Origin of the sequence: Amycolatopsis sp. CFH S0740, assembly GCF_004522315.1 — a bacterium.
Lineage (GTDB): Bacteria > Actinomycetota > Actinomycetes > Mycobacteriales > Pseudonocardiaceae > Amycolatopsis > Amycolatopsis nivea.
Genome location: NZ_SDLS01000010.1, coordinates 95,779 through 121,843 on the forward strand (window position 1 = coordinate 95,779; position 26,065 = coordinate 121,843).

Genomic DNA, 26,065 nt, shown 5'->3' on the forward strand with positions numbered 1-26,065 from the left:
ATGCGCCCGGCGAACTCGGCCAGCAAACCCGAGTGGGTCGCCTGCACGCAGGCGCGCGCGGGCCAGTCGTGGCAGGTCGACGGCCTCGACTTCCAGCCCGCGTGGTCGATGAGCGGCAACGCCGCCGGTGACGCAGACGCGCTCAACGCGGAGTCACCGCGCTGCCCGGCTTGGAATACGACTGGCTCAAGAGGGCCGATGGCGCGCGTCTGCAGCAAGAAAGCCGACGGCCGGGTTTGAACTGCGGACGCGCACGCCGCGTTGTTCCGCCGTCTCGGCATCCCGTTCGGCGGCTACGTCTACGCCCAGCCCAGCGACGGTGCCGCCGAAGCCCGCGTGCTGTGGGCGGAGTGCAAGCGGCTCGGCTGGACCGGGGTCGCGCCCGGCTGCGACATCGAGAGCGACCCGAAGATTCACATCTGGTCGAACGCTGAGGCCAAGGACCACGGCCGCGCGTACTGCTCGCAGATGCGCCAGCTCGGCGTCCGGCAGGCGGTCTACATGAACGCGTCGCTGGAGCAGGCGACCCGGCCGGATCTCTGGCCGGAAGTCCCGGTCGTCTGGGTCGCCCGATACGGGCTCAAACCGGAGACCCCAAGGAACGGCGTGCAATACACCGGCCACTAAGACATCCATCAGTACCGCGACGACGGCGCACTCCCCGGCTCGGCCGGAGCCGTCGGCTGGAACCAGTCCTACACCAACGCTCAACTCATCAGCGCGGAGGCTCCCGACATGGACGCTACCCGAGCCCGGCAGCTGGCCGAGCTGCATTCCTGGCTTAGCCCGCTTTCGCTTGAGATCGGGCCGAACAACGCGGACGGCATCGCCCCGCGCTCAAACGCCAAGCCGCTCAACGACATGCTCGCCAACGTGTACGGATGCTCTTCTTCGCGTCGAACTACATCGCGGCGCCGGACGGCAACCCGATGCCGTCGATCCTGTCCATGGTCGCCAAAGGCCGTCGGCGCGGGCCTCGACGATTTCCGCGCGCAGCTGCGCGCCGACGTCGTGGCAGTGCTCGGCGACGACAACGCCGAGCAGGCCGACGAGATCGTGGACAAGCCCGCCGCTCGGCTCGGCACGAAACCGGCGGTCGCGCAGTGACCGCGCCGGATCAGCCGAGCCGCGCCGGCACCGAGCCCGCGAGCATCGCCGAGGCCGTGCGCCTGGTCCTCGTCGCCGTCGTCGCCATCGGGTGGTGGGTGATCCCGGACCAGACCATCAACGTGATCGTGTCCGCGGTCGGCACGATCCTGTCCGTCGTGAGCAGCGTGCTCGTCCGCCGCCCTGTCGTGCCGGTCGCCAAGCTCGACCAGGACTAACCGGGCATGGAACCGCCTCGCCGCGCAACCGAGGGGGAAGCGCGGCGGGGCGGAACTGAGCAGATGGCGGGTCGGTGCGCCCGGCTAGGGCGTGGCCGACGGGGTGCCACGTTGCTTGGCCGCAGAGAAGAGGCGACAGCCAAGGTCGAGGCCAAGGCTGGTGTTGAGCGCGGTGCCGAAGGAGATCGCTCCTTCATCGGTCCGGTTATGGAAGACGGCGTCGTGTGATCCGGGCGCGTCGTGCAGACGCTGGGGACGCGGGTCGAATCCGTAGCGCTGGGCGATGGTCCCGATGATGGTGAGGGCTTTCTCCTAGTCCGCGTCCGGCAGGTTCCCGGTCACCCCGTGGTCGCCCAGGCTTGCCTGTTCGCCGTCGTTGCCGACGCCGGGGAATCGTGCGCCGCACGCTGCTCGCGAGCCGTTGCCAAGCGGCGTCCAGGGCGTCAGTTTGGGGATGGCGGCGGTGAGGGCTTGGCGGAGTTCGGTGTCGAGTTGCTGGTATTGCTGGCGGGCTTGGTCGGTGTCGGGCAGGCGCATCAGTGCGGCCCAGACTTCTGCGGGGTCTCGGTCCACGTTGTCTCCTGGGAAGGGCGATTTCTCGACACTGCACGCAGTCAGGACTGCAGCGAACAGCCCAGCAATGAGCAGGACTGCTGACCTTGGCTGATCCAGTCGACGGCTCATCCGGGCCTCAGGACTTGGGCTCGGGCGTCCCGTTGGGCCAGACGCACGGCGAACTAGCTCCGATGCTCAGGCGCCCCAGGACCGTTCCCGTCACCGTGCCAGTCAGGCTCATGACGTAGCCGTCACCGTTATGGGCGTTAGCGAATTGGTCGCCCTGCCAGGTGTCGGTTTCGATTGTCCAGCCGTTGTCCGTCCACCACTTTTTTAGCTTTTCGTAGTAGGAACTATTTTGCGCGCGGTCCGGGCCGTCTACCCAGTAGGTGACGCCGACCCTGACTTGACCGGTTTCTTTGTCCGACGAGTCAGTGCAGGACTCTGCGGGAAATACGATTTCGGTCAGCTTGTACCCGACAGGGAAGGAGATCGACGCGGCAGCGTGAACGGCGTCCGCCGCCGCCTGCTTGGCCTGTTCGGACGTGAGGGTTGGCTGCATGGGGGCACCTCCGCAGGCGGTCATTGCGATCAAGACGGCGGCAAGCGTTGCGAGCCTCATCGGCTGCACAGGTTTTTTTTGATAGTTACGAGTCATGGTTTGCTTCCGGCAATTACCTTTCCTATCGACTTGAGTGAGGAAGAGTCTTTGTTCCAGTAGTCGCTGTGGGAGGTGGCGGGGTTTCCGGTGTCAGAATCGAAGGTCTGCCCGCCGAACCAGGGGGTGGTGGGGGCGGGTCCGAGGGGGTCGATTCCGTCGAGCGGGGAGAAGTCGAGGTTGGTGAGTGCGGGGATGGGGTCGGTAGTGGAGGCGGTGGAGTAGATGTGCTGGCCGACTTGGTTTTGAGGAGTTCCGTCGAGGTGGAGCTGATTGGCGTGGTCGACGCCGACTCCGGGGCTGGCGACCATGACGAGGTTGTTGGCGGGCAGGCCGAGGTCTCGGGCGGTTTGGCCGACGACGGTGGTGCCGTAGCTGTGTCCGATGACGGTGGTGTTCACCGGCCCGTGGTGCGCGGCCCCGAGCCCGTCCTGAAAACCGCGCAGCGCGGGTTCGGCTTTGTCGGCGAAGCTCGTGCTGGCCGCGTCCGGGAGGACGCTTTGCGGCGCGTCGTACCCCACCCACGTGATCACCGACGTGGACGGGGAACCCAACTGCGTGGCTTTGGCTGCCATGGCGTCGGAGCGTTCGATGTCGGTGTGCATGCCGTCGTTGAGCCCGGCAGTGGTGCCGGGGACGTAGGTGGCGACGTTGGCGGCGTGGTCGGGATCGCCGATGGCGACGATCGCCTGCCCGGAGTTCGCGGGGTTGATGCCAAGCAGGTAGGCGGGCGGCTGACCGGGCAGGGCCTGGTCGAGCCGGTGTTTGATCTGGTCCATTCCGGCGATCTTGCCGTTGAGCTCGTCGAGTTGCTTTTCCAGCGCGTAGTACTCCTTCTGTTGCTGCGGATCGCTGCGTTTCACCCCGTCGAGCCGGTGGCGGATGTCGTCGCGCTGCCGTTGCAGATCGGCGTAGTCGCGGTCGAGCACGGCCCGGTTCGCGCGGTCGCGGTCGACGGCGGGCAGTCCGTCTATCGCGCCGATCCGGCCGGGGCGGTCGCGGATCAGGATGTCCCGCTCGGCCGGGGAGAGGGTGGCCCACCACGCCGAGGCTTGCGATGGCGTCGCGTTGGGCGGAGGTTCGGGCGCGGTGAGGCCAGGAGCGTTTAATCCGTCGGCGGCCGCGGCGGCGACGGTGGACTCGTTCCCGGTGCCGAACTGGCCGGCGGCTGCTTTGTCCAGGACGGCGGCGAGGTCGCTGTCGATGTCTTCGGCGGTGCGCAGGATCTGCGCGACGTCGTCGGCCAGTTGCTGTTGTGCTCGTGCCCGGTCCTGCGGGTGCAGTTCCGGTGGCGGGTCACCTGCGTAGACGCAGACGATCGCGCCGTCGGCGGTGATCGCGAACCCGTATTTGCGGGCCAGCTCGTCGGCGTTCTTGATCGCGGCCTGCAGCGCGAGGATCGCGTCGGCGGCCTGCCCGACGGCTTTGCCGATCGCGGCGACTCCGGCGGCGTAGGTGTCCAGGCCCTGCATGTGGGTCTTGTGCTGGGCGGCCGCGCCCTCGGCGGCGGGACCGCTCCAGCCGTCCACCGGGAGCAGTTTGCCGTAGTCGTCGCCCTCGCTGACCAGAACCTGCACCTTCGCCCGCACGGCCGAGCAAACCTCGTCCAGCACGTTCGGGTTCCAGGCGCGCACATCGGCCAGTGACACCATCAGCGCGGCCCCCGCATCGTCGGAGCGACGGGGAACACCCCGGCCGCGCTGTGGTCGCCCTTCTCGTACCGGTCGGCTGCTGCACCAAGATTCTCGCCGAACCGCTGCGCCTGTGCACACCACTGCGCGAAGGTCGACGACAACGCTTCTTGGCAGCCCCCGGCCGCCGCCGCGGCCTTCCCGCCCCGCACCGCAGCCGAGACCCGCCCGACCAGACCGGCGCAATCCGCGCCGCGCAGACCGGCCGTTTTCTCCCCTGCGGACCGCCCCGCCGCTCTCAACGCAGCGGGCACACTCGTGAACCCCATCGGCCTCCCCTTCCCGTAACCGAGAGTCACGTTACGGGCACCGGGGCTCGGAGATCAACGGTGTCTACCCCTCAAACGGGGGGCTCGCCAGCGAACACGCGAAGGCCTACCTAGGCGCAGCTAGATAGAACTACTCAGGAGGAGGAGAAGCGACGCGTGGCACGACCTGATGTGCAGCGCCCAAGGACTCGTGAACGCTAGATCGCCGCCATGCGCGTCGCTCGACCGGCACATTTCACCGGACAACGGAACCGCCCCGCCACGCGCCTGCGAGAGGGAAGCATGCGGACGTGCGGCATGGGGTCGTGGTTATGTGCGGGATCGAAGGGTTAGCAGGGGCGAGAGCTCGATGGCGTTCTGGCCGCCGTGCGGGCGAATCGTCTCCTTGTGTTTCTTCAGGAGCCGACGGATCGTGGCATAGCACGTACTGTGTGCGTCGGTGACTGCCTGTATGGATGCGCCGCCTTCGTAGTCGAGAATGTTCTGTTCGATGTCGAGGTCGGTGCGCTTCACACCCTGTCGGATGGGCGGCAGCACGGCCCCTTCCTGCCGCAGCAATCGCCCGGTCCAGCTCAGCGACAGCCCGTGCTCCCGAGCGATCTCGGTGACCGACTCACCGGCTCGCCAGGATTCGATCATCCGGCGGTTTCGCTTGATCCGTTTCGCGCGCGCCTCGTCCGGCGTTTCCATCCGGTGTTCCTGTCATCGCAGTCTGTTGGATGGGGGCGGTGGTCTTCGGGATAGACCACCGTCCCCCGCACCCCGTCCGGTGGGGGCGCACCCGGTGCCGCAGCGTGTCGAGGGATCACCGCCGCGGTGCCGGGCTGTCTAGATGTCCAAACGGAAGCTTTCGCCGCACTCGCCGCATCGGTGGTCCGTGTGCTTGGCGGTCGCGCCGCAGGCTTTGCAGGCGAGTCGTATCCGGATTGGACGGCGCGGCGGACCAATGCGAGCGAAGCCCGGCGCTCGGCGCAGCCAGTCGGAGAAGAGGAACAGGGGATTGATCCCACATTCGTCGTCGGCGTGGTGGTCGCCGCGATCCACGACGAGTCGAACGGCACCTACGGAACGCCCCGGCTGCACGCCGAACTGCGCCACCGCGGGCGGCGGCACTCCCGCAAGCGCATCGCCCGGCTCCTGCGCGCCGCCGGCCGCGCCGGACGAGCTCCGAAACCGTGGCGCACCACCACCGTCCCCGACCCGGGCGCGCACACTCCGGCCGATCTGATCAAGCGGGACTTCTCCTGCAGCACAAGCGATATCAACACTCGCTGGTGCGGCGATATCACCTACATCCGCACCTGGGAAGGCTGGCTGTATCTGGCCACGGTGATCGACCTCGGTTCCCGCCGCGTTGTCGGCTGGGCCACCGCCGATCACCTGCGCACCGACCTGATCGCCGACGCGCTCAACAACGCCGTTGCCCAGCGCCGACCGGAACCCGGGGTGATCTTCCACTTCGATCGCGGCTGTCAAGGTGAATTCAACTGGTCGTCGCAACGCCTCGATCTCGGAGGTGTGCGGTGGGGCGTGGCGGGAAGCAGGTGCCGGAGGCTGCGGTGGGTGCCAGGCGGCAGTGGGCGGCGGATCGGGCGTTGCGGCCGCCGATGCGTTCACCGGGTCGTCCGGAGCCGTCTCGCGCGGTGCAGCGGGATTTCTGGCGTCTGATCGGATCGGGGGTGACAACGTTCGAGGCCGCGCAGGCAGTCGGCGTGTCGTGGCCGGTCGGGTCTCGGTGGTTCCGACACGCTGGCGGGATGCCGCCGATCAGTCTGGACGAGCCTACAGGTCGTTACTTGTCGTTCCTGGAGCGTGAGGAGATCGCGTTGCTGCGCGCCCAGAAGGTCGGAGTGCGCGAGATCGCCCGGAGGATCGGCCGTGACCCGGGGACAGTCTCGCGCGAGCTGCGCCGCAACGCGGCGACCCGCGGTGGCAAGCAGGTCTACCGGGCGCTGGTGGCGCAATGGAAGGCGCAGCAGGCGGCGAAGCGTCCGAAGACCGCGAAGCTCGCAGACAACGACAGGTTGCGCGAGTACGTGCACGAGCGGCTGGCCGGGAACGTCCGCCGACCCGACGGCACGGTCGTGACCGGGCCTCAGACCCCGGCGTGGAAGGGGCTGAACAAGCCGCACCGGCAGGACAGGCGGTGGGCGACAGCGTGGAGCCCGGAGCAGATCTCGCACCGGCTCCGGCGCGATTTCCCGGAGGATGAGTCCATGCGGATCAGCCACGAGGCGATCTACCAGTCGCTGTTCGTCCAGGGCCGTGGTGCGCTCAAGCGGGAGTTGGCGACCTGCCTGCGCACCGGCCGAGCGTTGCGGGAACCGCGAGCCCGGTCGCGGAACAAGCCGCAGGGACATGTCACCGCGGACGTCGTCTTGAGCGAACGGCCCGCCGAGGCCGCCGACCGTGCGGTCCCGGGCCACTGGGAGGGCGATCTGATCATCGGGACGGGCCGGTCCGCGATCGGCACGCTCGTCGAGCGCAGCAGCCGTTCCACGATCCTGGTGCATCTGCCCAGACTGGAGGGCTGGGGCGAGAAGCCACCCGTGAAGAACGGTCCGTCGCTCGGCGGCTACGGCGCCATCGCGATGAACGCCGCGCTGACGGCGTCGATGACGAGGTTGCCCGAGCAGCTGCGCAAGACCCTCACCTGGGACCGGGGAAAGGAACTGTCCGGTCATGCCCAGCTCGCGCTCGATACCGGGACGAGAGTGTTCTTCGCCGACCCGCACTCGCCCTGGCAGCGACCGAGCAACGAGAACACGAACGGCCTGCTGCGCCAATACTTTCCGAAGGGCACCGACCTATCCCGGTGGTCCGCCGAGGACCTCGAAGCCGTCGCCCTGGCGATCAACAACCGGCCCCGCAAGATCCTCGGCTGGCGAACGCCAACCGAGGTCTTCAATGACGAGCTACGCTCGAGCCAACAACCCGGTGTTGCAACGACGGATTGAACTCGCCCAATACACGCCTGCCCAGTTCGGTGCCCTCGCCGACGAGCACGGCGCGCGTTTGTCGGTGGGGCGCAAGGGACAGTGCTGGCCCAACGCCGTCGCCGAATCGTTTTTCGCTACCATCAAAGCGGAATTGCTCGACCGGCGCGGCTGGCCTACCCGGGTTGCCGCGCACAAAGCGATCTTCGGCTACATCGAAGGCTGGTACAACACCCGCCGACTGCACTCCAGCCTCGGCTACCTCAGCCCCAACACCTACGAACCCACCCACCGGATAGCCTGACCGCCTCAACGACCCTGTCCGTCAAAACGGGTCAGCCCCAGTCGGTCAGTGGCAATCCAACTGGACCTGCGCTCAGCGATCCTCGCCGCTCGTGCCGGCGACCCGGTCGAGGCCGACGACTATCTGGGCGAGGTACGCGCGTTCGCGGACGAGTTCCAGCCGCCCGCGGTCCCGTACTACGGCGTCGACGCCAGCACGACGAACATCGTCGTTCACTGGTGCGCGAAGCCGGTCGAGAACTACAACGGCACCGAAGCCGTCCGGCGTGCCTCCGCCGTCGAAGTTACGGACCCGCGTCGACCGGAACGGGTCGGGCACCACCACATCGACATGGCGCGCGCATGGATGCTCCATGGTGACCGAGAGCGCACTCTCGCAGAGTTGAACGCGGCCAGGGAAGTCGCACCGAACGCGACCCGTCACCACCCATCGGTCACCGAGACGGTGCGGGCGCTCGCCGCTTCCGAGCGGCGCACCACCGCGACTCTGGCTGGGTTCGCGCGATGGGCAGGCGTTCGGCTCTGACCAGAGCTAACCCGGTCGGTTGGCGGCGAGCAGTGACCGCGCGGACGCCACCTCGTACTCGGTGCAGCCAGTCCCCCCGCTGGTCGAGGTACGGCGTGTACGCCGAGCCGAGCAGTCGCGAGCCGCAGTCGGCGACCGGTTCCAGCACGTCGCCGTAGGCTTGCATGGTGCGGTCGCCGTACTTGGCGTATTGCCGCGTATGAACCCACTCGTGGTTGATCACGTCGATCATGTGCGAGCACGGAACCCGCGGGGAAATGCGCACCTGCATCGTGCCGTGCAGGTCGACCACGCCCCACAGATTGTCGGGCGGCTCGGCGATCGTCCAGGTGAAGCCGCCGCGACCGAGCTCGTCGAGCCGCCGGTTCATCACCGTGGCCTGGTCGCACGTCGGCGCTTTGCGATCGGTCGGCCTCAACCCGGCCGACCGTGCGACCGGGTCGACCGGTGGCGCGAAGCTGGTCAGACCGAATGCAACGACCAGGGTTGCCAGCAGCGCCCCGATCGATCGCGAGGTGAAGCATCTCGGTCTGTCGGAGTCGTCCCCCACGGTGTCCCCCTCGTCATGGTCCGGCAAAGGGGATCGCAGAGCGAAGCGGACCTGTTACGCGGGAAGCCGCGGGAGGTGCGGACCGTGTGCGGAGAGGTACGGTCGGGGGCCGAACCGTCACGCGCTGAATTCAGACAGTTTTCTGACTCTTGAGGCTTCCCGGTTCGAACCTTCTTGATCGAAATAGGATCTGACCTGCGGATGTGTGCCCCCGGCAGGATTCGAACCTGCGACACCGGCTTTAGGAGAGCCGTGCTCTATCCCCTGAGCTACGAGGGCCGTCGCGTGCTGCTGGCTACATCCTAGCGGGGCCCGTGGGCGGTGAAGTCAGGTACGCCAGTGCCATCTCCGCCGCTTCCTCTGCCCACGTCTCCCACGGGCGGTCGTCTGGCCAGAATCTGCTGGTCGCGGCGCGGTGGACGCATGCGCCGATGATCGTTCTGGCGGCCATTTTCAGGTTCTCGACCTCGGCCGAGGAGAGCGGCAGGGCTTCCAGCAGGGCGTCTTGGATCGCGGACAGGGCGGCCAGGCCGCGGTCTCGGCCGTCGGAGCGTTGGGCGCCCAGTAGTTCCGGGAAGATCCCGTCGTGTTCTTCGAAGGTCTGTGCCAGGGCTGCCACGAAGGCGGTGAAGATCGAGCGCAGGTCCGGGGGCGCTGAGCGGAGGGCGTCTCGGACGCTGGTTTCCAGCTGGGTCAGCAAGCGGTCCTTCACGGCGTGCAGCAGCTGTTCCTTGCCGTCGAAGCGGCGGTAGATCGTGCCGACCGACATGCCTGCCTGCGAGGCCACCGCGGCGACAGTAAACGACTCCAGGCCCTGCTCGGCCAGGACTTGTTCGGCTGCGGTCAGGAGTCTCTGCAGCGCGGCGCGGCTGCGGGCCTGTTGCGGCGGGCGGAAGCCCTCGCTGGTCTCGCTCACTCGCGGCACGTTACTGGTAGCGTCGCGGATATGCGAATGATAATTCCCGTTCGCATCTAGGAGGGGGAGCCATGGTCAGCATCGAGGTGCGCAACGCCTACGTCGACTTTCCGATCTTCGACGCCAAGACCCGGTCGTTGAAGAAGCGGGTGCTCGGGAAGGTCGGCGGGACCATCGCCGACGGGGCAAGGGTGCCGGTGATCGAGGCGTTGCGGGACGTGTCGTTCCGGCTTGGCGAGGGCGATCGGGTTGGGCTGGTGGGGCACAACGGGGCCGGCAAATCCACGTTGCTGCGGTTGCTGTCCGGGATTTACGAGCCGACGCGCGGCGCACTGAAGGTCGTGGGGCGGGTCGCGCCGGTGTTCGATCTGGGGGTTGGGCTGGATCCGGAGGTGTCCGGACGCGAGAACATCCTGATCCAGGGGCTCTTTCTCGGGATGAGCCGGCGGCAGATGACGAAACGGGTCGATGACATCGCGGAGTTCACTGAGCTCGGCGACTATCTCGAACTGCCGTTGCGCACCTACTCGGCCGGGATGCGGGTGCGGCTCGCGCTCGGGGTGGTGACCACGATCGATCCGGAGATCCTGCTGCTCGACGAGGGGCTCGGCGCGGTCGACGCGGCGTTTCTCGCCAAGGCGCGCGATCGGCTCAAGGACCTGGTGCGGCGGTCCGGGATCCTGGTGTTCGCGAATCATTCCGACGAACTGCTCGCGGAGTTTTGCGATACCGCGTTGTGGATGGACGAGGGGCACGTGAAGCAGCACGGTTCGCTGTCCGAGGTGCTGAGCGCTTACAGCGGGAAGGCCGCGGTTTAGAGCGGCAGCAACGATCCACTGCGCTTCACCGTGCGGACCACGGGGGCGGTTTCCATTTGCTGGATCCCGTCGAGCGCTCCGACGCGTTCGGTTAGGTATTCGTACAGGTGCGTCGCGTTGCGGCAGGCGATCGCGGCGACCAGGTTCGCCGGGCCGGTGGTGACTGCGGCGAATTGCACCTCTTCGTGTTCCGCCAAGGCACTTGCCACCGAGGTGACGGCTGAGGGGCGGACGATCATCCACAGTCGCGCTTCTGCCTGACAGCCCAAGGCGCGCAGGGAAATGTCCAGCTGATACGACAGCACCCCGGCTCGGCGGAGGGTTTCGATCCGGCGCTTCACGGTCGACTCGGACAGGCCCGACGCGGCGGCCAGTTCGCCGTAGCTGGCGCGGCCGTCGTCGGCCAGGACTTGCACTAACTGCCGGTCGGCGTCGTCGAAGGTGGTCTCCTCGGCGGGGTCGACCGGGACTTGCAGCGCGGCGATCTGCTCGTCGGACAAGGCCGACCATCGGCCTAGGCGCGTGAACCCGTGCAACATCTGGTGTGCGGACACGGACGTGATCCGGCTGCTCCGCGGGAGTTTGTCCAGCAGCAGCACGTCGGGTTCATCCACAATGGACGACTGTGTCGTGCACGCGATTTCCGTGCCGCCGGACAGCAAATGGACCCAAAACGTATCCGGGCGCTTGGCGAGCGCCGTCGCGATCGGGAGGCCGGACGCGGGCGCGCAGGCGAATCGGACCGTCCACAGTGCGTACCCGAGTCTCGCGCTCGCGACCGCGCCTACTACCCGGAGCACCCCGGCCTGTCGCAACCGCCGGTAGCGCCTGCCGATGGTGTTCTCCGAAACGCCGAGCACGTCGGCGATCCGCGCGAAAGCGGCGCGGCCGTCGAGATCCAGCGCGTGGATCAGCTGGCGGTCCACGGAGTCCAGCGTGACGGGTTTCATCACTCCACGATAGTTGATGACGGGATCCGCCACCAAAGGCCAGTTTGCTTGAGGCACGCCGACAGCGTGAGCACTCTTCAGGGAATGAGAAAGGGAGCTGTGATGCGCAAATGGGGGCCGTTGGCGGCGATCTGCCTCGGGTCGTTCATGTTGATCCTCGACACCACCGTGGTGACGGTTGCGTTGCCGGAGATGGCGCGCGGGCTGGGAGCGTCGCTGGCCAGCCTGCAATGGGTGGTCAACAGCTACACCTTGGTGCTCGCCGTTCTCGCGTTGAGCGCGGGCGCGATCGGCGACATCGTAGGACAGCGTCGGGTGTTCGTCGGTTCGGTCGCGTTGTTCGCGGTGGCGTCGCTGGGATGCGCGCTCTCACCGAATGTCGGCGTGCTGATTGGCGCGCGGGCGGTGCAAGGGATCGGCGGCGCGGCGATGATGGTGGCTGCGATGTCGTTGCTGGGAGCCAATTACGCGGGCAAGGAGCGAGGTGCCGCGTTCGGGACGTGGACGGCGGTGCTCGGTGGCGCTGGTGCGGCGGGCCCGTTTCTCGGTGGCGTTTTGACGCAGTGGGCGGGGTGGCAGGCGATATTCTTTCTCAATTTGCCGTTGAGCGTGCTGACTCTGCTGCTGACCCGGAAGTATCTGGCCGAGGCACCGAAACGACCGGCTGGCACCCGGATCGACTTCGGTGGCATGCTGGCTTTCGGAGTCGGTTCGGGTGCGGTGATCTACGCGTTGATCCAGCATGCGTGGCCGGTGTTCGCTCTCGCGGCCGTGGCGTTGACAGGTTTCGTTGTGGTCGAGCGACGAGTGAAGCACCCGATGCTCGATCTCGCACTGTTCCGCCGGGCATCATTCGTGACAGTGCTGGTCGTGGTTGTCGCGAGTTCTTTCGTATTCGCCTGCCTGGTTTACGTGTCGATCTGGCTGCAAACCGCGGTACACCTCAGCCCGACCGAGGCTGGGCTTGCGCTGATTCCGTTGGCGGCAACGTCTTTTCTCGCCTCGATCCTGATCGGCAAGCGGCTGCACGCGGTTTCGCCGGGCATCGTGCTCGGGCTCGGGGCCCTGCTGGCGGCTGCGGGCTGCGGCCTGGAGTGGATGCTGCTCGACCGCGATTCGACGTGGCTCAGCCTGCTGCCCGGGCTGATCGTGACCGGCGCTGGGATGGGGATCGCCGGACCTGCGGGCAGCACCGCGATTCTCAGCGCGGTTCCTGGGGACCGCGCGGGGATGGCGTCCGGTGCCATGGCTACGTTCCGGCAGCTCGGCCAGACGCTCGGCGTCGCCGTGCTCGGGCTGGTTTACGCCGCCGACCTCGGCGACGTCTTCCTGGTCACCGCCGGGCTCAGTCTCGTCGCCGCCGTGCTCAGCTGCCTTGTGCTGCCTCGAAACAATGCCGGTGCGCCGTCGCGAACTCGCGGAAGCTCCGCGGTCGCTGGCCGGTGACGTCCTCGACTGTGGACGTCACGGTTTCCGCGCCGCCGTCCAGGTATGTATTGCACACCTCGACCAGCGCCTTGGCATGGAACGACGACATTCCGGCTTCAGCCAGCGCGGAAAGTGCTTGCTCGTTCGACATTCCGCGGTACGTGATCGGACGGCCGAGCACTTCGGACAGCACTGCCGCGGCCTCGTCATACGTCAGCGCTTCGGGACCGCTGAGCGCGTACGCTTTGCCTGCGTGACCGTCCTCGGTCAGTGCCCGAAACGCTACGCGGGCAATGTCTTCGGCGTCTACAAAGGCGATCGGACCGCGGATCAGCGGGCTGGCGAAGAAATTCCCCGACCGGATGGTTCCGGCCCAGTTTCCCGAGAACGCCTGGAGATAGAAGTTCGCCCGGAGGAAGGTCCAGGACAGCGGCGAGGTTTCCAGCATCCGCTCGACCGGACGGTGCAGCCGGGCAATCGGGGTGAGTTCCTCGTCCGCCCGCCACAGCGACTGTTTCACCACGTGCGAGACCCCGGCGGACACGGCGGCTTCGACCACATTGGACTCGTTGCCGGTCTGTCCGGGGCTCATCGCGCCCAGCAGGAAAACCTTCGACACCCCGGCCAGCGCCGGTTGCACGCTGGCCGGATCGGACATTTCGACGGTGACCGCGTCGATTCCGTCCGCGGTGGCTTTCTGTGCTTTCTCCGCGGAATGGTAAGCGGCCCGGAACGGCACCTCGGCCGCGCGCAACTGCTTGACCAGCGCCGATCCCACGTTGCCGCTCGCACCCGTCACCAGGATCATGCGCTCCGCCTTCGCGCGTCGGGGGCGTGTAGGCGATTCAGTGTAGTGGATCAGCGGACGGCTATCCGGCGTTCGCTTCCGCTCGCCGCTGCACCAGTTCCTCGACCGCGGACGGCAGCGTGGTGTCGAAGTCGATGAGCTTCGCCCAAGTCGGCGTGACGACGATGCGGACCATGCCGTCCGCGTACAGGGAGCGGACTTCGGCTTCCCATTCGACGCGCTGTTCCGCCGTCATCTCGTAGGTGCCGTTGATCTGGAGGAACTCGTCGGGGATGTGGTCGACGTAGTCGAGTTCGGCGCGGCCGCGGACGAGCAGGATCTTCGGCGGGTGCGACTCGGTGTCGATGGTCAGCGCGACCATCGGGTTCGCCCGCAGCGCAGGCAGTTTCGGCGCGTTCTTGGTGGTGCACAGGACGACCTCGGTGCCGTTCCAGGTAAACGAGATCGGGACGCTGCGCGGAGTGCCGTCCTTCGCCACGTAGGCGAGCCGGGTGATGTCGCGGGCGAGCAGTTCACGGCTGAGCGGGCGGTTCAGGACTTCGGCGACTTCCTGCGGTTCCATCGTGGTCTCCTTCTCGGCTTCGGTCAGGTGCTGCGGGGACGGAGCCCGGACGACGTTCTCGACACTACCTCGACTGTGACCTGGGTCACTTTGATAACTACAACACTTGTACAACTGATTGACAGTTATCCGGCAGAGGGCGTTGAGTACTCCTCGAGCCTGGAAACGCGATCGGCCCGCGAAGCGGGGCCGGAGGGAGTGCTTGCCATGACCACCGCCGCCCCTGAGTTAACTCTGCGTGAGCTTCGTTCTCAGCGTGTACACAGCGAGTGTGCAGAACAGTGGTCAACCATGACGCCCTGGCACCGGAAGGCCTGATGACCGACCCTCACGACAGACGTGCCGCAGCGTCCCGAAGTGCTGCGGCGCGTGGTGTCGCTGCCCGTGCCGCGGCCCGGCGGCGGCGGGTCACCGGCCGGGTCGCGCTGGCGCTCGCGGCCGCGTTGACGCTCTCGCTGACCGGCTACGGCTGGGCTGCCTACCGCGGCGTCGTGTCCGGGCTGCAGGTTTCCGACGTGCTCGACGGGCAGTCGACCTCCAGCGGCGGCGACACCAACATCCTCGTCATGGGCCTTGATTCGCGGCTCGACGAGAACGGCAACCCGCTGCCGGAGGACATCTACAACTCGCTGCACGCCGGGGATCAGCAGGACGGCGGCTACAACGCGAATGTGCTGATGCTGCTGCACGTCCCCGGCGACGGCGGCAGGGCGACGTCGATCTCGATCCCGCGCGACGATTACGTTCCGCTGGCGGGCTGTCCGGACAACGTGTGCCAGGGCAAGATCAAACAGGCCTACGGGCTGGCGTTCGACGAAAAGGCCAAACAGCTCGTCTCGCAGAATGTCACCGACAAATCCCAGCGCGAGCAGCAAGCCCGGGACGCGGGCCGCCGGGCGGAAATCGACACCGTGCGGAAATTCCTCGGCGGTGTCCCGATCGACCATTTCGTCGAGGTCACCCTCGTGGCGTTCTTCGAGATCGCCCAGGTAGTCCAGCCGATCACGGTGTGCCTCAACGAGGACACCCAGGACAGCTATTCGGGCGCGAATTTCCACGCCGGCCAGCAGGAAATCAGCGCCGAACAGGCCGTCGAATTCGTCCGGCAGCGCCGCGACAACGTGCATCCAGCGCTCAATTTCACCGATCTCGACCGCGAACGCAGACAACAGGCTTTCATCTCTTCGCTGGCCTATCAGCTCAAACAGGGCGGTACCTTCACGAACCCGGCGAAACTCCAAGGGATCCTGGATGTCGCGAAGCAGAACACCGCGGTCGACAGCGGGCTGGACCTGCTCGCGCTCGCGAAGCAAGCGTCCAGCCTGACCGGCGGGAATGTCAGTTTCGTTACCCTTCCGGTCGACCATTTCGGCAAGAGCCCGTCCGGCGAAGACGTCAACTTCGTGAATACCGGGCAAATCCAGTCACTGGTCGCGCAACTGCTCAGCGGCGCTCCGGTGCCGACACCGGCTGCGTATGTGCGCCCGATGACGCACAGCAGCGGCGTTCCCGCTCCCCCGCCGGCGTTGAGCGGTGGCGGAATCCCTTGCGTGAAATAGCTTCAGCGCCGAATGCCCGCGCGCCGCACTATCCGATGAAGACGGTTAGGGCATAATCGGCCCGGCGCGTTCCTTCCGCGCGCCGGAAAATCGGCGGACGGCGGTGCGCGAGTGGCTACGACACGGAACAGACGAACCCGGGTTCCGGTCGCGATCGTCGGCTGGCTCTCCCGGCCGCTGGCGTCGTTCCACCTCGTCCTCGCGCTGTGCGGCCTGCTCACGCTGCTCGGCGTCATCATGGTGCTGTCGGCGTCCTCCGCGCAGCCGGGCGGCGTGTACAGCACGTTCCAGAAGCACGTCATCTTCGTCCTCATCGGCCTGGTCGCGCTGTGGGCCGGGTTGCGGATTCCGTTGCGGCGGATCAGATCCCTCTCGCCGATGCTGATGCTCGTGACGCTGGCGATGCTCACGCTCGTGCTCACCCCGCTCGGCGCGAAGGTGAACGGTGCGCAGCGGTGGTTCGCGCTGGGACCGCTGACGCTGCAACCGGTCGAGGTCGCGAAGGTCGCGCTGACCCTGTGGGGCGCGCACATTCTCGTCGTGAAAGCCCGGCTGCTGCACCACTGGCGGCACCTGCTGGTGCCGCTGGTGCCGGTCGCGCTGCTGATGTTCGCGCTGGTGATGGCGCAGCCGAACCTCAGCGGGACGATCTCGCTCGGCATCGTGCTGCTTGCGCTGCTGTGGTTCTCCGGCGCGCCGGGACGGCTCTTCGCCGCGCTTCTGGCCGGCGGCGTCGGCGGGTTCGTGGTGCTCGCGCTGGTCGCGGACTACCGGCTCGCGCGCGTGCTGTCGTTCCTCTCCCCCGACGCGGACACGTCCGGTGCCGGATACCAAGCGGTGCAGGCGCAGTACGCCCTCGCCGAGGGCGGGTTGTTCGGGGTCGGGCTCGGTCAGGGCGCGTCGAAGTGGAAGTACCTGCCGAACGTGCAGAACGACTTCATTTTCGCGCTGATCGGCGAAGAACTCGGTTTCCTCGGCTGCGCGGTGGTGCTGCTGCTGTTCGGCGGGCTCGCGCTGGTCGGCCTGCGGATCGCGACGCGCAACCTCGACCCGTGGATCCGCATCGTCGCCGCGACGATCACCGTGCTGCTGGTGGCGCAGGCGGCGGTCAACATCGGGTACGTGGTCAACGCGCTGCCGGTCACCGGGGTGACGCTGCCGCTGGTGTCGTACGGCGGGACGTCGCTGATCGTGACGATGTTCCTGTTCGGCGTGCTCGCCAGTTGCGCCCGGCACGAACCCGCGGCGGTGGCGGACTTGAACCATCTCGGGCCGGGCAAGATCGGGCGGATCCTGCGGCTGCCGGTGCCGGAGCCGTACCGGCCGGTCCGGACGCCGGGGAAAACGACTCGCGCGCGGCGGCCGGTTCGGCCTCGCTAATCAAGGTGCGCTCGCCGGGTTCCGGCACGCGGGTTGACGGTCCGTGAGGGGAACCCTCAGGGAATCAGATTCCCTCAGGGTTCCCCTCACGGACTTGAAGACAGCGGGCTGACCCCGGCGAGCGTTTTCTCGCCCTCACGCCAGGTTTACCGTTTCGGCCAATGCCAAGCCGGTTGGTCCAGCCGCCCCTGTCCGGCGACCACCGTCGCGCCGAAGTCCTTCTCCAGTTCCAGCACCGAGGCGTCCTCGAGAAACCGGACCAGCAGCTGGGAGTGCGACACCACCAGCAGCTGCGTCTTCTTCGCCGCCGCGGTGATCAACGCGGCCAGTGCCGGCAGCAGGTCCGGGTGCAGGCTGGTTTCCGGTTCGTTCAGGACGAGCAGCTCCGGCGGGCGCGGGCTGAGCAGCGCCGCGGCCCACAGCAGGTAGCGCAGGGTGCCGTCGGAGAGTTCGGCGGCGCTGAGCGGGCGCAGCAGGCCGTGCTGGTGGAAGCGGAGGTCGAAGCGGCCGTCGGCGGTGGCTACTTCGACGGACGAGCCGGGGAAGGCGTCGTCGATCGCGGTGGTCAGTGCGTCGGCGTCGGTGGATTCCTGGATGGTGCGCAGGGCCGCGGCCAGGTCGCCGCCGTCGTGGTCCAACGCCCAGGTGCGGGTGCCGATGCGGCTTTGCCTACCCGGCGCGTCGGCGTCAGTGCGGAAGTGGTCGTAGAACCGCCACGCGCGGACTCGGTCGCGGACGATCAGGAGTTCCGGGCACCGGCGCGGGTCGGCGAATTCGCTCAACATGCTGTCGGTGAGGGCGATCGAGTGGCCGCTTTCGACCCAGGAGCCGGACTCGTCGCGGATGCGGACCCGGGTGCCGGAGCGGTCGGCCAGCAGCGCGGACGGGCGCAGTACCGGGCCGTGCCAGACGCATTCGCGTTTGTATTCCGGGTCCAGGTTGAAGGCCGTCGGATGGCGTTCGCGACTGGGCACGGGCAGGCCGAAGTCGAGGGCGTAGCCGAATTCGTCGCCGGAGAAGCCGAGCCGCAAACCGACCGCGGTGGTGCGCTGCAAGGGCTGCACCGGTGACCGGCCCTCGCGGACGGCTCGGCCGATCTTCTCCGGACCGGCCCACAGCGTCGACGGCAGACCGCCTTCTCCGGCGAGAGCGGCGACCGCGCCGTTGCGTCCCGCGTCGGCCAGCAGCCGCAGCGCGCGGTACAGGCTGGACTTGCCGGTGCCGTTCGCGCCGACGATCACAGTGAGCTGCGACAACGGCAGCACCAGGTCTCGCAGCGAGCGGTAGTTCTGGATCGCCAGGGTGGTCAGCACATCTTCACCTCCGCGGGCAGGCCGAAGCGCGGGAACAGCTCGGGTTCGAGGAACCAGGTGACGGTGCGGATTCGGTCGCCCCACAGGGCGAGAACGAGGATTCCGGCGGGATGCCCGACTGTTCCGTCGGGTTCCGTGAGGTAGCAGGCGAAGGCGGGGTGGGTGTTGGCGCGCGTTGGAAGAAGACGGAACCGTCGGGTGCCACGCCACTGCCCGAACATCGCGAGGAACGCCGTGACAGCTTCGCGGCCGACGTATTCGTGCGGCGCGGGCGGCATGGCGAGCCAGCCGTCGTCGGTCAGGAGGGCGACCACGCCGTCGACGTCTCCCTCGCTGAACGCGTCCGCGAACCGTTGCGCGATCTCCCGTTCCCGCGGTGCTGGCGGGGCGGGTTCGACGGTCTGCCGCAGCTGGGCTCGCGCGCGTTGCAGAGCGCCTTTGACCGCGGTGGAGCTGGTCTCCAACATGTCCGCGACTTCGGCGGTCGAGTAGTCGAGCACATCCCGAAGCAGGAGGACGGCGGCCTGTCGCGGCGGAAGTTTCTGCAGCGCCGCGACGAACGCCAGCTCGAAGGTTTCCTTGGCGCTGTACTGCGCGGCGGGGTCGTCGGGCGCGGGTTGCAGCCAAGTCACCTCGGTGCGGCGCGTGGGCTCGGTCGGGGTGAACGGCGGCGAAGGCTCGGCCGGGACGCGACGGCCGGCGTCGCGGAGGGCGTTGAGGCAGCGGTTGGTGGCGATCCGGTACAGCCAGGAGCGCACCGAGGCGCGACCGGCGTATCCGTCCAGCCCGCGCCAGGCGGCGAGGAGGGTCTCTTGCAGGAGGTCTTCGGCGTCGGTGAGGGAGCCGAGGATGCGGTAACAGTGCACTTGCAGCTCGTGCCGATAGGGCTCGACCAGCTCACGGAAGGCGCGCGCGTCTCCGGCGCGTGCGCGATCGAGGATGTCCTGGCCCACCTTTCGCATCCTGCCATCGTTCCGTTTCCGGGGCGGGCGGTGTCTGTACTGGTGACCCCTGAGAAAGGCGAAACGATGAACCCTGTCGACGATCTGTCCGCGGTCCTCGATTCCACCGGCGCGCTGGTCGCCGGCGTGTCTCGCTGGGACGCGCCGACGCCGTGCCCGGAGTGGACGGTCCGCGAACTGGTGAACCATCTGGTCCTCGGGCACCGGCTGTTCACCGCCGCCCTGAGCGGTGCGAAGGGCGCGTCGTTGGACCCTCGTACCGCCGACGCGCTCGGCGACGACCCGGTAGCGGCCTACCGGGACGCGGTTGCCGGTCTGCTCGGGGCGTTCCGGCAGCCGGGGGCGCTGGAGCAGGTGGTCGAGGTCCCGGCCGGGACGGTTCCGGGGATTGTCGCGGTGCACCTCCGGATCGTCGAGGAACTCGTCCACGGCTGGGACCTCGCTCGCGCCACCGGGCAGGAGGCGAAGTTCGAGGACGCCTTGGTGGAGCGGGAAATCGCGTTCAGCGCGGCGAAACTCGCCGACCTGCCGCCGGAACGGAGCCCCTTCGCGCCGCCAGTGCCGGTCGCCGAGGACGCGCCGCCGTTGGATCGGCTGGTCGCGTTGCTCGGACGGTCGCCGAGTTAGCCGACGCGAAATTCCAGGAGGCCTCGTTGATCGGTCAACGGGGCCGCCGATCCAAGGACCAAACCCGCGGAATCGGCGAGTGCGCGGAATTCTTCCACCCGTCGTTCACGGCCGCCGAAATGGACCAGCATGACCAAGTCCATTTCGGTCCGCGCGTGAATTCCGCTGACCGCTTCGATGGCGAGAATCCGACCGGACCGGCCTGCCGCTTCGGCGCATTGCTCCAGGATGCGGCGGGCGTTTTCGTCGTCCCAGTTGTGCAGGATGTCCACCAGGACATAGGCATCCGCGCCCGCCGGGAGCGGATCGAAGAAGCTCCCGCCGCGCACCTCGACCCGGTCAGCGAGGCCGCGTGCGGCGAAGGCGGCGCGGGCCTCGCTCGCGGTCGGTTCGAGGTCGACCAAGTGGGCACGCAGGTTCGGATTGGCTTCGAGAATCGCGGCGAGCAAATCTCCTCGACCGCCGCCGACGTCGACTACCGTAGTGAAAGAAACCCAGTCGACACCGGCGACCACTTGCGGGATCTCCGTACGGAACCGGTTGATCATCTGCTGGTCGAAAGACTTCCGCAGGTGCGGCTGCTCAGCGAGATCAGCCCAGAAATCCTTGCCGTAACGCCGGGAGTAAGCCGCTTCGCCGGTCCGGATGCTGTGCGCCAGCTCGACGAACGCGAGTTCGGCGCGACCGGCGGCGCGGTCCAGGTGCAGCAGATTGGCTACGCCGTTTTCCTTGTCCTGGCAGAGATTCGCGCCGTACGCAGTGGTCAGGTAACCCTCGTCGGTGCGTTCGACCACGCCGAGCGTGACCAGGTGGCCGAGCAGGACGTCGAGCGCGATCGGCGACAGATCCAGTTCTGCGGCGACGTCGTCGACCGTGCCAGGGGCGCGCAGCCGGTCGGGCAAGCCGAGCGTCACCGCGACGCGCAATGCCATGGGGGTCGCCAGGCTGGCGGCACGGAGAAGGTGGGTCGCGTCATCACTCACGTGACTCCACTTTGCCAGCGTGGTCAACCGGCTTTCCGGGCCACGGTTGACAAGCTCGCCTCGAGGTCCGCGCGTATACGCTGGCCGGGTGGACACAGCAGCGGAATTGCTCGCGAACGTACGGGCTCGCGCCAGGCGCCCGAGATCGGGGTAAGGAGAACCGATGTCCCGCCCGCGCAAGGTCCGCAAGGACGCGGCGGCCAACCGTGAACGGCTGCTCTCCGCGGCTGCCTCGGCGATGCTTCGCGAAGGACGGCATGTGCCGCTGGCCGCCATCGCCGCCGAGGCCGGTCTCGGGATCGGCACGCTCTATCGCAGCTATGCCGACCGCGACGCGTTGCTCCAAGCCCTGGAGCACCGCGCGTACGGCCTGCTCAACAGCCTGCTCGACCAGATCGACGACAACGGCACCGGCCTCGACCAGGTCCGCCGCTATCTCGAAGGCACCGTCGACATCGCCGACCAGCTCGTCCTTCCGCTGCACGGCGCGCCCCCGCTCGTCACCCCGGAAGCGGTCGCGGCCCGGAAGTCGATCTACGGGCGGCTCGAGTTCTTCCTCACGACCGGCCGCGAGGACGGCAGCATCCGCGGCCCGGTCAACGCCACCGATCTCCTCGCGTTCAGCACCCTGCTCACGCAGCCGAAGGCGTCCGTCCTCGACTGGGCCCACCTGGCGAGACGGCAGATCGCGCATTTCCTCAACGGCCTCGCCGCCGGTGGACCGATCGAAGTGCCTGGTCCCGCTGTCGAGCGCGACGACGTCGAGCGAGCCTTCGAAGACCGGACGAACAGTTAGAAGGTCTTCCGAACGATGGGCCGTGTTACCGTCGGGCGTCGTCAAGGAGGTGGGGATGCCCGCAGCAGGCACCCGCAAACCGATGCGCGAACGGTTCCGCGAGCAGGTGCGCGAGGAGGTCAAATCCGCCGCACTCGACCAGCTCGCGGCCGGGGGCGCGCAGGCGATCTCCATCAACGCCATCGCCAAGCAGCTCGGGGTCAGCGGACCGGCGTTGTACCGCTACTTCTCCAGCCGCGACGAACTGCTGAACGTCCTGGTCATCGACGCGTACCACGACCTCCGCGACGCCATGGCGCGAGCGCTCGGCGCCGACGCACCCGACGCGGAAGCGCGGATCCGGCTGCTGGCCGCCGCCTACCGGAGCTGGGCGCGGGAAGAGCCGCACCGGTACGAATTGCTGTTCAAGGCACCGTTCCCCGGCTACGACGCGCACGCCAAGCCGCTCGCCGACGCGGCCCGCGCGCTGATGGGCGTGGTGCTGGGGGTGTTGCACGACCCCGAAACCGCGGGAAAGCCGTACGACAACGAGGAAGTCCTCGACGCCCGGCGCGCGAACACCGAGAACCACCAGCTGGCGGTCGCGTTGTGGTCGCGGCTGCATGGCTTTGTCAGCCTCGAAATCGGCGGCGGTTTCACCGCGATGGGCCTCGACGCCGACGCGTTGTTCGAGACCGAAGTACAGGTGCTGACGGACCGGGTGCGCCGCGCCGGCTGATCACCGGCGAGACGCGCGCGGCTTCGCCCCCAACGCCACTGCCGGCACCGCTCCGGCGACCATGCAGGCACCGACCACCCACAATCCGGTCCGCTGCGTACCGGTCAGGTCGCGGAGCCAGCCCGTCAGGTACGGCGCGACGAATCCGCTCAGGTTGCCCAGCGCGTTGATCAACGCGATCCCGCCGGCGGCCGCCGCGCCGGACAGGAAGTTCGAGGGCAGCGCCCAGAATGTCGGCAGCGCCGCACACACGCCCATCGCACAGATGGTCACCGCGGTCATGGTGGCGTAAGGGTTTCCGAGATACAGCGCGACCGGGATCGCCGCTCCGCCGACGAGCATCGGCAACGCGACGTGCCACGTCCGTTCCCCGGTCCGGTCGCCGTGGCGCGCCCACGGGACCATCACCAGCGCACCCGCGACGTACGGGATCGCGTTCACCAGACCCGCTTGCAGCACGGTCAGTTTGGTGCCGAATTCCTCGCCGAACCCGGCGATGATCGTCGGCAGGAAGAAACCCAGCGCGTACAGGCCGTAAACCACCGCGAAGTACACGAACGCCAGCCCGAGAATCCGCGGGTGCGTGAGCGCTTTTCGCAGCGGCCAGTGGTGTTCGGCTTCGGTGGCGCGGCGTTCGGCGTCGAGTTCGCTGGTGAGCCAGTCGCGTTCCTCGGCCGTCAGCCACTTCGCGGATTCCGGCCGGTCGCTCAGGCAGAACCACGTGACGACCGCCAGCAGGATCGCCGGAACGCCCTCCACGAGGAACATGAACCGCCAGCCGGACAGGCCGAACACGCCGTGCCCGCCGCTGATCAGCAGACTGGAAACGGTCGAGCCGATCGCGCTCGACACCGGCACCGCGCACATGAACAGCGCGACCGCCTTCGCCCGCTGCGCCGCCGGGAACCAGTACGTCAGATACAAAATGATGCCGGGGAAGAACCCCGCCTCGGCGACGCCGAGCACGAACCGCAGCACCACCAGCGTCGTCGTGTTCGGCACGAACGCCATCGCGACGGCCACCGCGCCCCAGGTGATCATGATCCGCGCGATCCAGCGGCGCGCGCCGAACCGGTGCAGCGCGAGATTGCTCGGCACCTCGAGGATCAGGTAGCCGATGAAGAAGATCCCGGACGCGAGCCCGAACGCGGTCGCGGTGAGGCCGAGTTCTTTGTTCATCCCGTTCGGACCGGCGAACCCGATGTTGACCCGGTCCAGGTAATTGACGAAGTACAGCAGCATCAGCAGCGGCATGATCCGCACCGCCGCCTTGGCCATGACCCGGTTGCCCAGCGCGCTCGTCTTCGTCGGCATGTCCGGATCTCACCCGCCCGGACCCCGCTGAGTCAAGGTTTCGCGTAATGCTCGGCGACCGCGGCGAACGCCTCCTTCGGTTCCCAGTTCAGCCCCGGGTACGCCGTGCCCGACCGTCCTTCCAGGACTTTCACCAGGCCGAAGCTGGCCAGGTCAAGATCGTCCGGGTAGTTGTAGAGCGCGAAAAGGAACACGAACGCGCTGTCCACGCCCTCCGCGTCGAAGATTTCCAGCAGCTCGCGCAGATACGCGGCCTGTCCGGCCTCGTCCCGCTCGTACTCGCCGTCGATGCGGAGCGGATCGCCGGTTTCCTTGTCGTACTCGACGATCTCCATGCTCCGCGGCGCGACGTCGCCGGACCCGCGCCAGGTCGCCGTGCCGAAGCCGGTGATCGCGACCGGTTTCCCTTGCGCCACCAGGGTTCGCACGCCGGCTTGGAAGAGGTCGGCGACCTCGGCGGAGCGGATGAGCTCCACCGTGACGAAGTCGAACCGGCTCCAGTCCACCTGCTCGAACTGGATGCACGCGTAGGTGACCGGGCCGTGGAACCGTTCGCGCACGATCTTCACCGCGGTGTCGAGGAACGGGTCGAGCCGCTTGCCCACCTCGGCCAGCCGCTCGGCGCGGCCCTCGGGTTCGGCGAGCAGCAGGCTGACTCGTTCGGCGGTGTCCTCGCCGGGCAGGAAGCCTTCGTTCATCACGCTCAACTCGACGCCGGTCACGAACACGACGTTCGCCCCGGTGGCGCGCAGCCGTTCCGCACGGGTGGCGCAGTCGGCGAAGAGGGCGAGGATCTCGTCGTGGGTCTGCTCCAGCGGATACGGCGAGAACCAGACCTCCAGCCCCAGTTCGGCCGCCCACCGCGAGGCCTGCTCCAGCCGATCCGGATCGCCGCCCACGACGTGCACCGCGGTGCAGTGCAGGTCGTCGCGGATGATCGCCAGTTCGCGCTTCACCACCTCCGGTTCGAAGCTCTCCCGCGACGACCGTCCATTGCGGACGAATCCGGTGTCGTACGTCATTCCCTTGCCGCGCATGGCGGTTTCCTCTCGTTCGGGGACGCCGCCCACCCTACGCACGAAATTTGCGTGTGCGCAAGTTTGCGTAGGCGCAGGAACCCTGCGAGACTGGCCGGGTGACCGGATTGCGCGAACGGAAGAAGCAGGCCACTCGCGTCGCCTTGCGTGAAGCGGCCCTGCGGCTGGCGATCGAGCACGGGCCGGCGAACGTGCGCGTCGACGACATCGCCGAAGCGGCCGGAGTGTCCCCGCGGACTTACAACAACTACTTCTCCAGCCGCGAGGAAGCGATCGTCGCGGCGGTCACTGCGGACCGCGAGAACCGGATCGCCGCCGCTGTCGCCGAGCGCTCGCCGGACACCCGGCTGGCCGAGGCGATCCTCGACGCGATCGCCGAGCAGTACACCGATCCCGGCGAACAGAGCCGCGACGCCCTCCTGCTGATCACCACGAATCCCGGGCTGCGCACGGCTTTTCTCGACGCTCCGGCCGCCCTCGCGGACCCGCTGCAGGAGGTGATCGCGGCCCGGGTCGGCGACCCGCAAACCGCCCGCGTGCTGGCCGCGTCGATCGCCGCGGCGGTCCGGGTCGCGCTGGAACAGTGGACGCAACCGGCGGGCAACGGACTGGTCGTGGTGTCCGGCTCACTGCCGGATCTGTTGCGGCGAACGCTGGAACCACTCGTTCCGGCGCTCGACGCGGCACAGGCGAACTAGGCCGCGATCTCCTCGAAGATGTGCGGGTAGGACACGACGTCGTCGGGGAACTCGGCCGCCACGCGCTGGAACTCCGGATTGCTCAACGCCGCGGCGAGCGCCTCGGTCGACTCCCACACCGCGACGTTCAGCAGCAGCTGGCTGCCCGCCGTTCCCTGATGCATGCGCAGTGAGACGAATCCGGGCTGAGCCTTCATGAACTCGGCCTGCTTCCGGAAGAGAGCCAGGAACGCGTCGGTCCGCTCCTTCGGGACGACGAAGGTGTTGGCGAGGACGATCTGCCCGGTTTTCTCCTTGAACTGAGCGAACATCGGCGTGTGCGGGTCGAGGCTCTGCAACTGGGCCATTTCGGAACTTCCCCTTGCTGTCGACTGAATCTAGCA

General features: G+C 67.8%; 31 protein-coding genes, 1 tRNA gene and 1 pseudogene. 15 read left to right on the top strand and 18 right to left on the bottom strand.

The window, feature by feature from the left end:
- The 4 genes from EIZ45_RS19025 (at position 1) to EIZ45_RS19040 (ending at position 1,325) form a co-directional block, all read left to right on the top strand.
- Entirely contained in the window at positions 1 to 240 is a 240-nt protein-coding gene (locus EIZ45_RS19025; RefSeq protein WP_134665198.1) for a hypothetical protein, read from the top strand.
- A 21-nt stretch (positions 241 to 261) separates the two neighbouring features.
- Entirely contained in the window at positions 262 to 627 is a 366-nt protein-coding gene (locus tag EIZ45_RS19030; protein WP_051171967.1) for a hypothetical protein, read from the top strand.
- A gap of 108 nt (positions 628 to 735) precedes the next feature.
- Entirely contained in the window at positions 736 to 1,107 is a 372-nt protein-coding gene (locus EIZ45_RS19035; RefSeq protein WP_051171965.1) for a hypothetical protein, read from the top strand.
- Positions 1,104 to 1,325 (top strand): hypothetical protein, encoded by a 222-nt coding sequence (locus tag EIZ45_RS19040; RefSeq protein ID WP_037811091.1) that lies wholly within the window; start codon positions 1,104 to 1,106, stop codon positions 1,323 to 1,325. Before EIZ45_RS19035 ends, EIZ45_RS19040 begins: the two co-directional genes overlap by 4 nt.
- A gap of 84 nt (positions 1,326 to 1,409) precedes the next feature.
- On the opposite strand, the pseudogene EIZ45_RS19045 reads toward EIZ45_RS19040, so the two are convergent.
- The 5 genes and pseudogenes from EIZ45_RS19045 to EIZ45_RS19065 all read right to left on the bottom strand — a co-directional run bounded on the left by EIZ45_RS19045 (position 1,410) and on the right by EIZ45_RS19065 (position 5,188).
- Positions 1,410 to 2,009 (bottom strand): annotated as a pseudogene (locus tag EIZ45_RS19045) (LppA family lipoprotein).
- A gap of 7 nt (positions 2,010 to 2,016) precedes the next feature.
- Positions 2,017 to 2,538 carry a hypothetical protein gene (locus EIZ45_RS19050; protein WP_200864272.1) on the bottom strand — a complete coding sequence of 174 codons (522 nt, stop codon included), beginning with the start codon at positions 2,536 to 2,538 and terminating at the stop codon, positions 2,017 to 2,019.
- Entirely contained in the window at positions 2,535 to 4,190 is a 1,656-nt protein-coding gene (locus tag EIZ45_RS19055) for an alpha/beta hydrolase (protein ID WP_134665200.1), read from the bottom strand. The genes EIZ45_RS19050 and EIZ45_RS19055 overlap by 4 nt, the downstream gene beginning before the upstream one ends.
- Complete coding sequence (locus tag EIZ45_RS19060) at positions 4,190 to 4,498, bottom strand: type VII secretion target (protein WP_037811085.1); 309 nt, start codon at positions 4,496 to 4,498, stop codon at positions 4,190 to 4,192. The genes EIZ45_RS19055 and EIZ45_RS19060 overlap by 1 nt, the downstream gene beginning before the upstream one ends.
- Before the next feature lie 309 nt (positions 4,499 to 4,807).
- Complete coding sequence (locus tag EIZ45_RS19065; RefSeq protein WP_037811083.1) at positions 4,808 to 5,188, bottom strand: hypothetical protein; 381 nt, start codon at positions 5,186 to 5,188, stop codon at positions 4,808 to 4,810.
- Between the two features lie 333 nt (positions 5,189 to 5,521).
- Here EIZ45_RS19065 and EIZ45_RS19070 point away from each other — a divergent pair, with 333 nt between their 5' ends.
- From EIZ45_RS19070 to EIZ45_RS19080, 3 genes are all read left to right on the top strand, one after another.
- On the top strand, positions 5,522 to 6,166 hold the full coding sequence (locus tag EIZ45_RS19070; RefSeq protein WP_134736060.1) for a DDE-type integrase/transposase/recombinase: 645 nt from the start codon (positions 5,522 to 5,524) through the stop codon (positions 6,164 to 6,166).
- Between the two features lie 89 nt (positions 6,167 to 6,255).
- Positions 6,256 to 7,455 (top strand): IS30 family transposase, encoded by a 1,200-nt coding sequence (locus tag EIZ45_RS19075; RefSeq protein WP_134665204.1) that lies wholly within the window; start codon positions 6,256 to 6,258, stop codon positions 7,453 to 7,455.
- The gene (locus tag EIZ45_RS19080; RefSeq protein WP_134665206.1) at positions 7,406 to 7,738 is read left to right on the top strand and encodes an integrase core domain-containing protein; all 333 of its coding nucleotides are present in this window, start codon (positions 7,406 to 7,408) and stop codon (positions 7,736 to 7,738) included. The genes EIZ45_RS19075 and EIZ45_RS19080 overlap by 50 nt, the downstream gene beginning before the upstream one ends.
- 72 nt (positions 7,739 to 7,810) lie before the next feature.
- On the opposite strand, the gene EIZ45_RS19085 is transcribed toward EIZ45_RS19080, so the two are convergent.
- From EIZ45_RS19085 to EIZ45_RS19100, 4 genes are all read right to left on the bottom strand, one after another.
- A complete protein-coding gene (locus tag EIZ45_RS19085) occupies positions 7,811 to 8,056 on the bottom strand; it encodes a hypothetical protein (RefSeq protein WP_167754140.1) in 246 nt (81 codons plus the stop codon).
- A gap of 115 nt (positions 8,057 to 8,171) precedes the next feature.
- Entirely contained in the window at positions 8,172 to 8,681 is a 510-nt protein-coding gene (locus EIZ45_RS19090) for a hypothetical protein (protein ID WP_134665210.1), read from the bottom strand.
- A gap of 338 nt (positions 8,682 to 9,019) precedes the next feature.
- A tRNA-Arg gene (locus EIZ45_RS19095) sits at positions 9,020 to 9,092 on the bottom strand.
- A gap of 16 nt (positions 9,093 to 9,108) precedes the next feature.
- Positions 9,109 to 9,729 (bottom strand): TetR/AcrR family transcriptional regulator, encoded by a 621-nt coding sequence (locus EIZ45_RS19100; protein ID WP_134665212.1) that lies wholly within the window; start codon positions 9,727 to 9,729, stop codon positions 9,109 to 9,111.
- Between the two features lie 71 nt (positions 9,730 to 9,800).
- On the opposite strand from EIZ45_RS19100, the gene EIZ45_RS19105 reads away from it, so the two are divergent.
- Positions 9,801 to 10,547 carry an ABC transporter ATP-binding protein gene (locus EIZ45_RS19105; protein WP_037811079.1) on the top strand — a complete coding sequence of 249 codons (747 nt, stop codon included), beginning with the start codon at positions 9,801 to 9,803 and terminating at the stop codon, positions 10,545 to 10,547.
- Here the strand turns inward: EIZ45_RS19105 and EIZ45_RS19110 are convergent.
- Positions 10,544 to 11,497 (bottom strand): Lrp/AsnC family transcriptional regulator, encoded by a 954-nt coding sequence (locus tag EIZ45_RS19110; RefSeq protein WP_037811078.1) that lies wholly within the window; start codon positions 11,495 to 11,497, stop codon positions 10,544 to 10,546. The genes EIZ45_RS19105 and EIZ45_RS19110 overlap by 4 nt on opposite strands.
- Before the next feature lie 102 nt (positions 11,498 to 11,599).
- Here EIZ45_RS19110 and EIZ45_RS19115 point away from each other — a divergent pair, with 102 nt between their 5' ends.
- On the top strand, positions 11,600 to 12,943 hold the full coding sequence (locus tag EIZ45_RS19115) for an MFS transporter (RefSeq protein WP_037811076.1): 1,344 nt from the start codon (positions 11,600 to 11,602) through the stop codon (positions 12,941 to 12,943).
- Here EIZ45_RS19115 and EIZ45_RS19120 read toward each other — a convergent pair.
- Together EIZ45_RS19120 and EIZ45_RS19125 are read right to left on the bottom strand one after the other, a co-directional pair.
- Positions 12,864 to 13,733 carry an SDR family oxidoreductase gene (locus tag EIZ45_RS19120; RefSeq protein ID WP_134665214.1) on the bottom strand — a complete coding sequence of 290 codons (870 nt, stop codon included), beginning with the start codon at positions 13,731 to 13,733 and terminating at the stop codon, positions 12,864 to 12,866. The genes EIZ45_RS19115 and EIZ45_RS19120 overlap by 80 nt on opposite strands.
- Positions 13,734 to 13,794: 61 nt before the next feature.
- Positions 13,795 to 14,295, bottom strand: coding sequence for a pyridoxamine 5'-phosphate oxidase family protein (locus tag EIZ45_RS19125; protein WP_043830726.1), 501 nt, complete (start codon positions 14,293 to 14,295; stop codon positions 13,795 to 13,797).
- A 317-nt stretch (positions 14,296 to 14,612) separates the two neighbouring features.
- Between EIZ45_RS19125 and EIZ45_RS19130 the strand changes: the two genes are divergently transcribed.
- Together EIZ45_RS19130 and ftsW are read left to right on the top strand one after the other, a co-directional pair.
- Positions 14,613 to 15,854 carry an LCP family protein gene (locus tag EIZ45_RS19130; RefSeq protein ID WP_134665216.1) on the top strand — a complete coding sequence of 414 codons (1,242 nt, stop codon included), beginning with the start codon at positions 14,613 to 14,615 and terminating at the stop codon, positions 15,852 to 15,854.
- Between the two features lie 111 nt (positions 15,855 to 15,965).
- A complete protein-coding gene (ftsW, locus tag EIZ45_RS19135) occupies positions 15,966 to 17,234 on the top strand; it encodes a putative lipid II flippase FtsW (protein ID WP_134665218.1) in 1,269 nt (422 codons plus the stop codon).
- Positions 17,235 to 17,380: 146 nt separating this feature from the next.
- Here ftsW and EIZ45_RS19140 read toward each other — a convergent pair whose 3' ends face one another.
- Together EIZ45_RS19140 and EIZ45_RS19145 are read right to left on the bottom strand one after the other, a co-directional pair.
- Entirely contained in the window at positions 17,381 to 18,547 is a 1,167-nt protein-coding gene (locus tag EIZ45_RS19140) for an AAA family ATPase (protein WP_134665221.1), read from the bottom strand.
- Entirely contained in the window at positions 18,541 to 19,509 is a 969-nt protein-coding gene (locus tag EIZ45_RS19145) for an RNA polymerase subunit sigma-70 (protein WP_240690734.1), read from the bottom strand. Before EIZ45_RS19145 ends, EIZ45_RS19140 begins: the two co-directional genes overlap by 7 nt.
- A 66-nt stretch (positions 19,510 to 19,575) precedes the next feature.
- Between EIZ45_RS19145 and EIZ45_RS19150 the strand changes: the two genes are divergently transcribed.
- The gene (locus EIZ45_RS19150) at positions 19,576 to 20,136 is read left to right on the top strand and encodes a TIGR03086 family metal-binding protein (protein WP_205670055.1); all 561 of its coding nucleotides are present in this window, start codon (positions 19,576 to 19,578) and stop codon (positions 20,134 to 20,136) included.
- Here the strand turns inward: EIZ45_RS19150 and EIZ45_RS19155 are convergent.
- Positions 20,133 to 21,068 (bottom strand): methyltransferase, encoded by a 936-nt coding sequence (locus EIZ45_RS19155; RefSeq protein ID WP_205670060.1) that lies wholly within the window; start codon positions 21,066 to 21,068, stop codon positions 20,133 to 20,135. The two genes, EIZ45_RS19150 and EIZ45_RS19155, sit on opposite strands and share 4 nt — an antisense overlap.
- A 214-nt stretch (positions 21,069 to 21,282) precedes the next feature.
- Between EIZ45_RS19155 and EIZ45_RS46140 the strand changes: the two genes are divergently transcribed.
- A complete protein-coding gene (locus EIZ45_RS46140; protein ID WP_167756492.1) occupies positions 21,283 to 21,915 on the top strand; it encodes a TetR/AcrR family transcriptional regulator in 633 nt (210 codons plus the stop codon).
- Positions 21,916 to 21,970: 55 nt separating this feature from the next.
- Positions 21,971 to 22,633, top strand: coding sequence for a TetR/AcrR family transcriptional regulator (locus EIZ45_RS46145; protein ID WP_167756493.1), 663 nt, complete (start codon positions 21,971 to 21,973; stop codon positions 22,631 to 22,633).
- Here EIZ45_RS46145 and EIZ45_RS19165 read toward each other — a convergent pair whose 3' ends face one another.
- Positions 22,634 to 23,947 carry an MFS transporter gene (locus EIZ45_RS19165; protein WP_134665227.1) on the bottom strand — a complete coding sequence of 438 codons (1,314 nt, stop codon included), beginning with the start codon at positions 23,945 to 23,947 and terminating at the stop codon, positions 22,634 to 22,636.
- Between the two features lie 32 nt (positions 23,948 to 23,979).
- Positions 23,980 to 24,984 (bottom strand): hypothetical protein, encoded by a 1,005-nt coding sequence (locus EIZ45_RS19170; protein ID WP_134665229.1) that lies wholly within the window; start codon positions 24,982 to 24,984, stop codon positions 23,980 to 23,982.
- A 98-nt stretch (positions 24,985 to 25,082) separates the two neighbouring features.
- Here EIZ45_RS19170 and EIZ45_RS19175 point away from each other — a divergent pair, with 98 nt between their 5' ends.
- Positions 25,083 to 25,682, top strand: coding sequence for a TetR/AcrR family transcriptional regulator (locus tag EIZ45_RS19175; protein ID WP_134665231.1), 600 nt, complete (start codon positions 25,083 to 25,085; stop codon positions 25,680 to 25,682).
- Here the strand turns inward: EIZ45_RS19175 and EIZ45_RS19180 are convergent.
- Positions 25,679 to 26,029, bottom strand: a complete 351-nt coding sequence (locus EIZ45_RS19180) for an antibiotic biosynthesis monooxygenase (protein WP_134665233.1) — start codon at positions 26,027 to 26,029, stop codon at positions 25,679 to 25,681. The genes EIZ45_RS19175 and EIZ45_RS19180 overlap by 4 nt on opposite strands.
- Between the last annotated feature and the right edge of the window lie 36 nt (positions 26,030 to 26,065).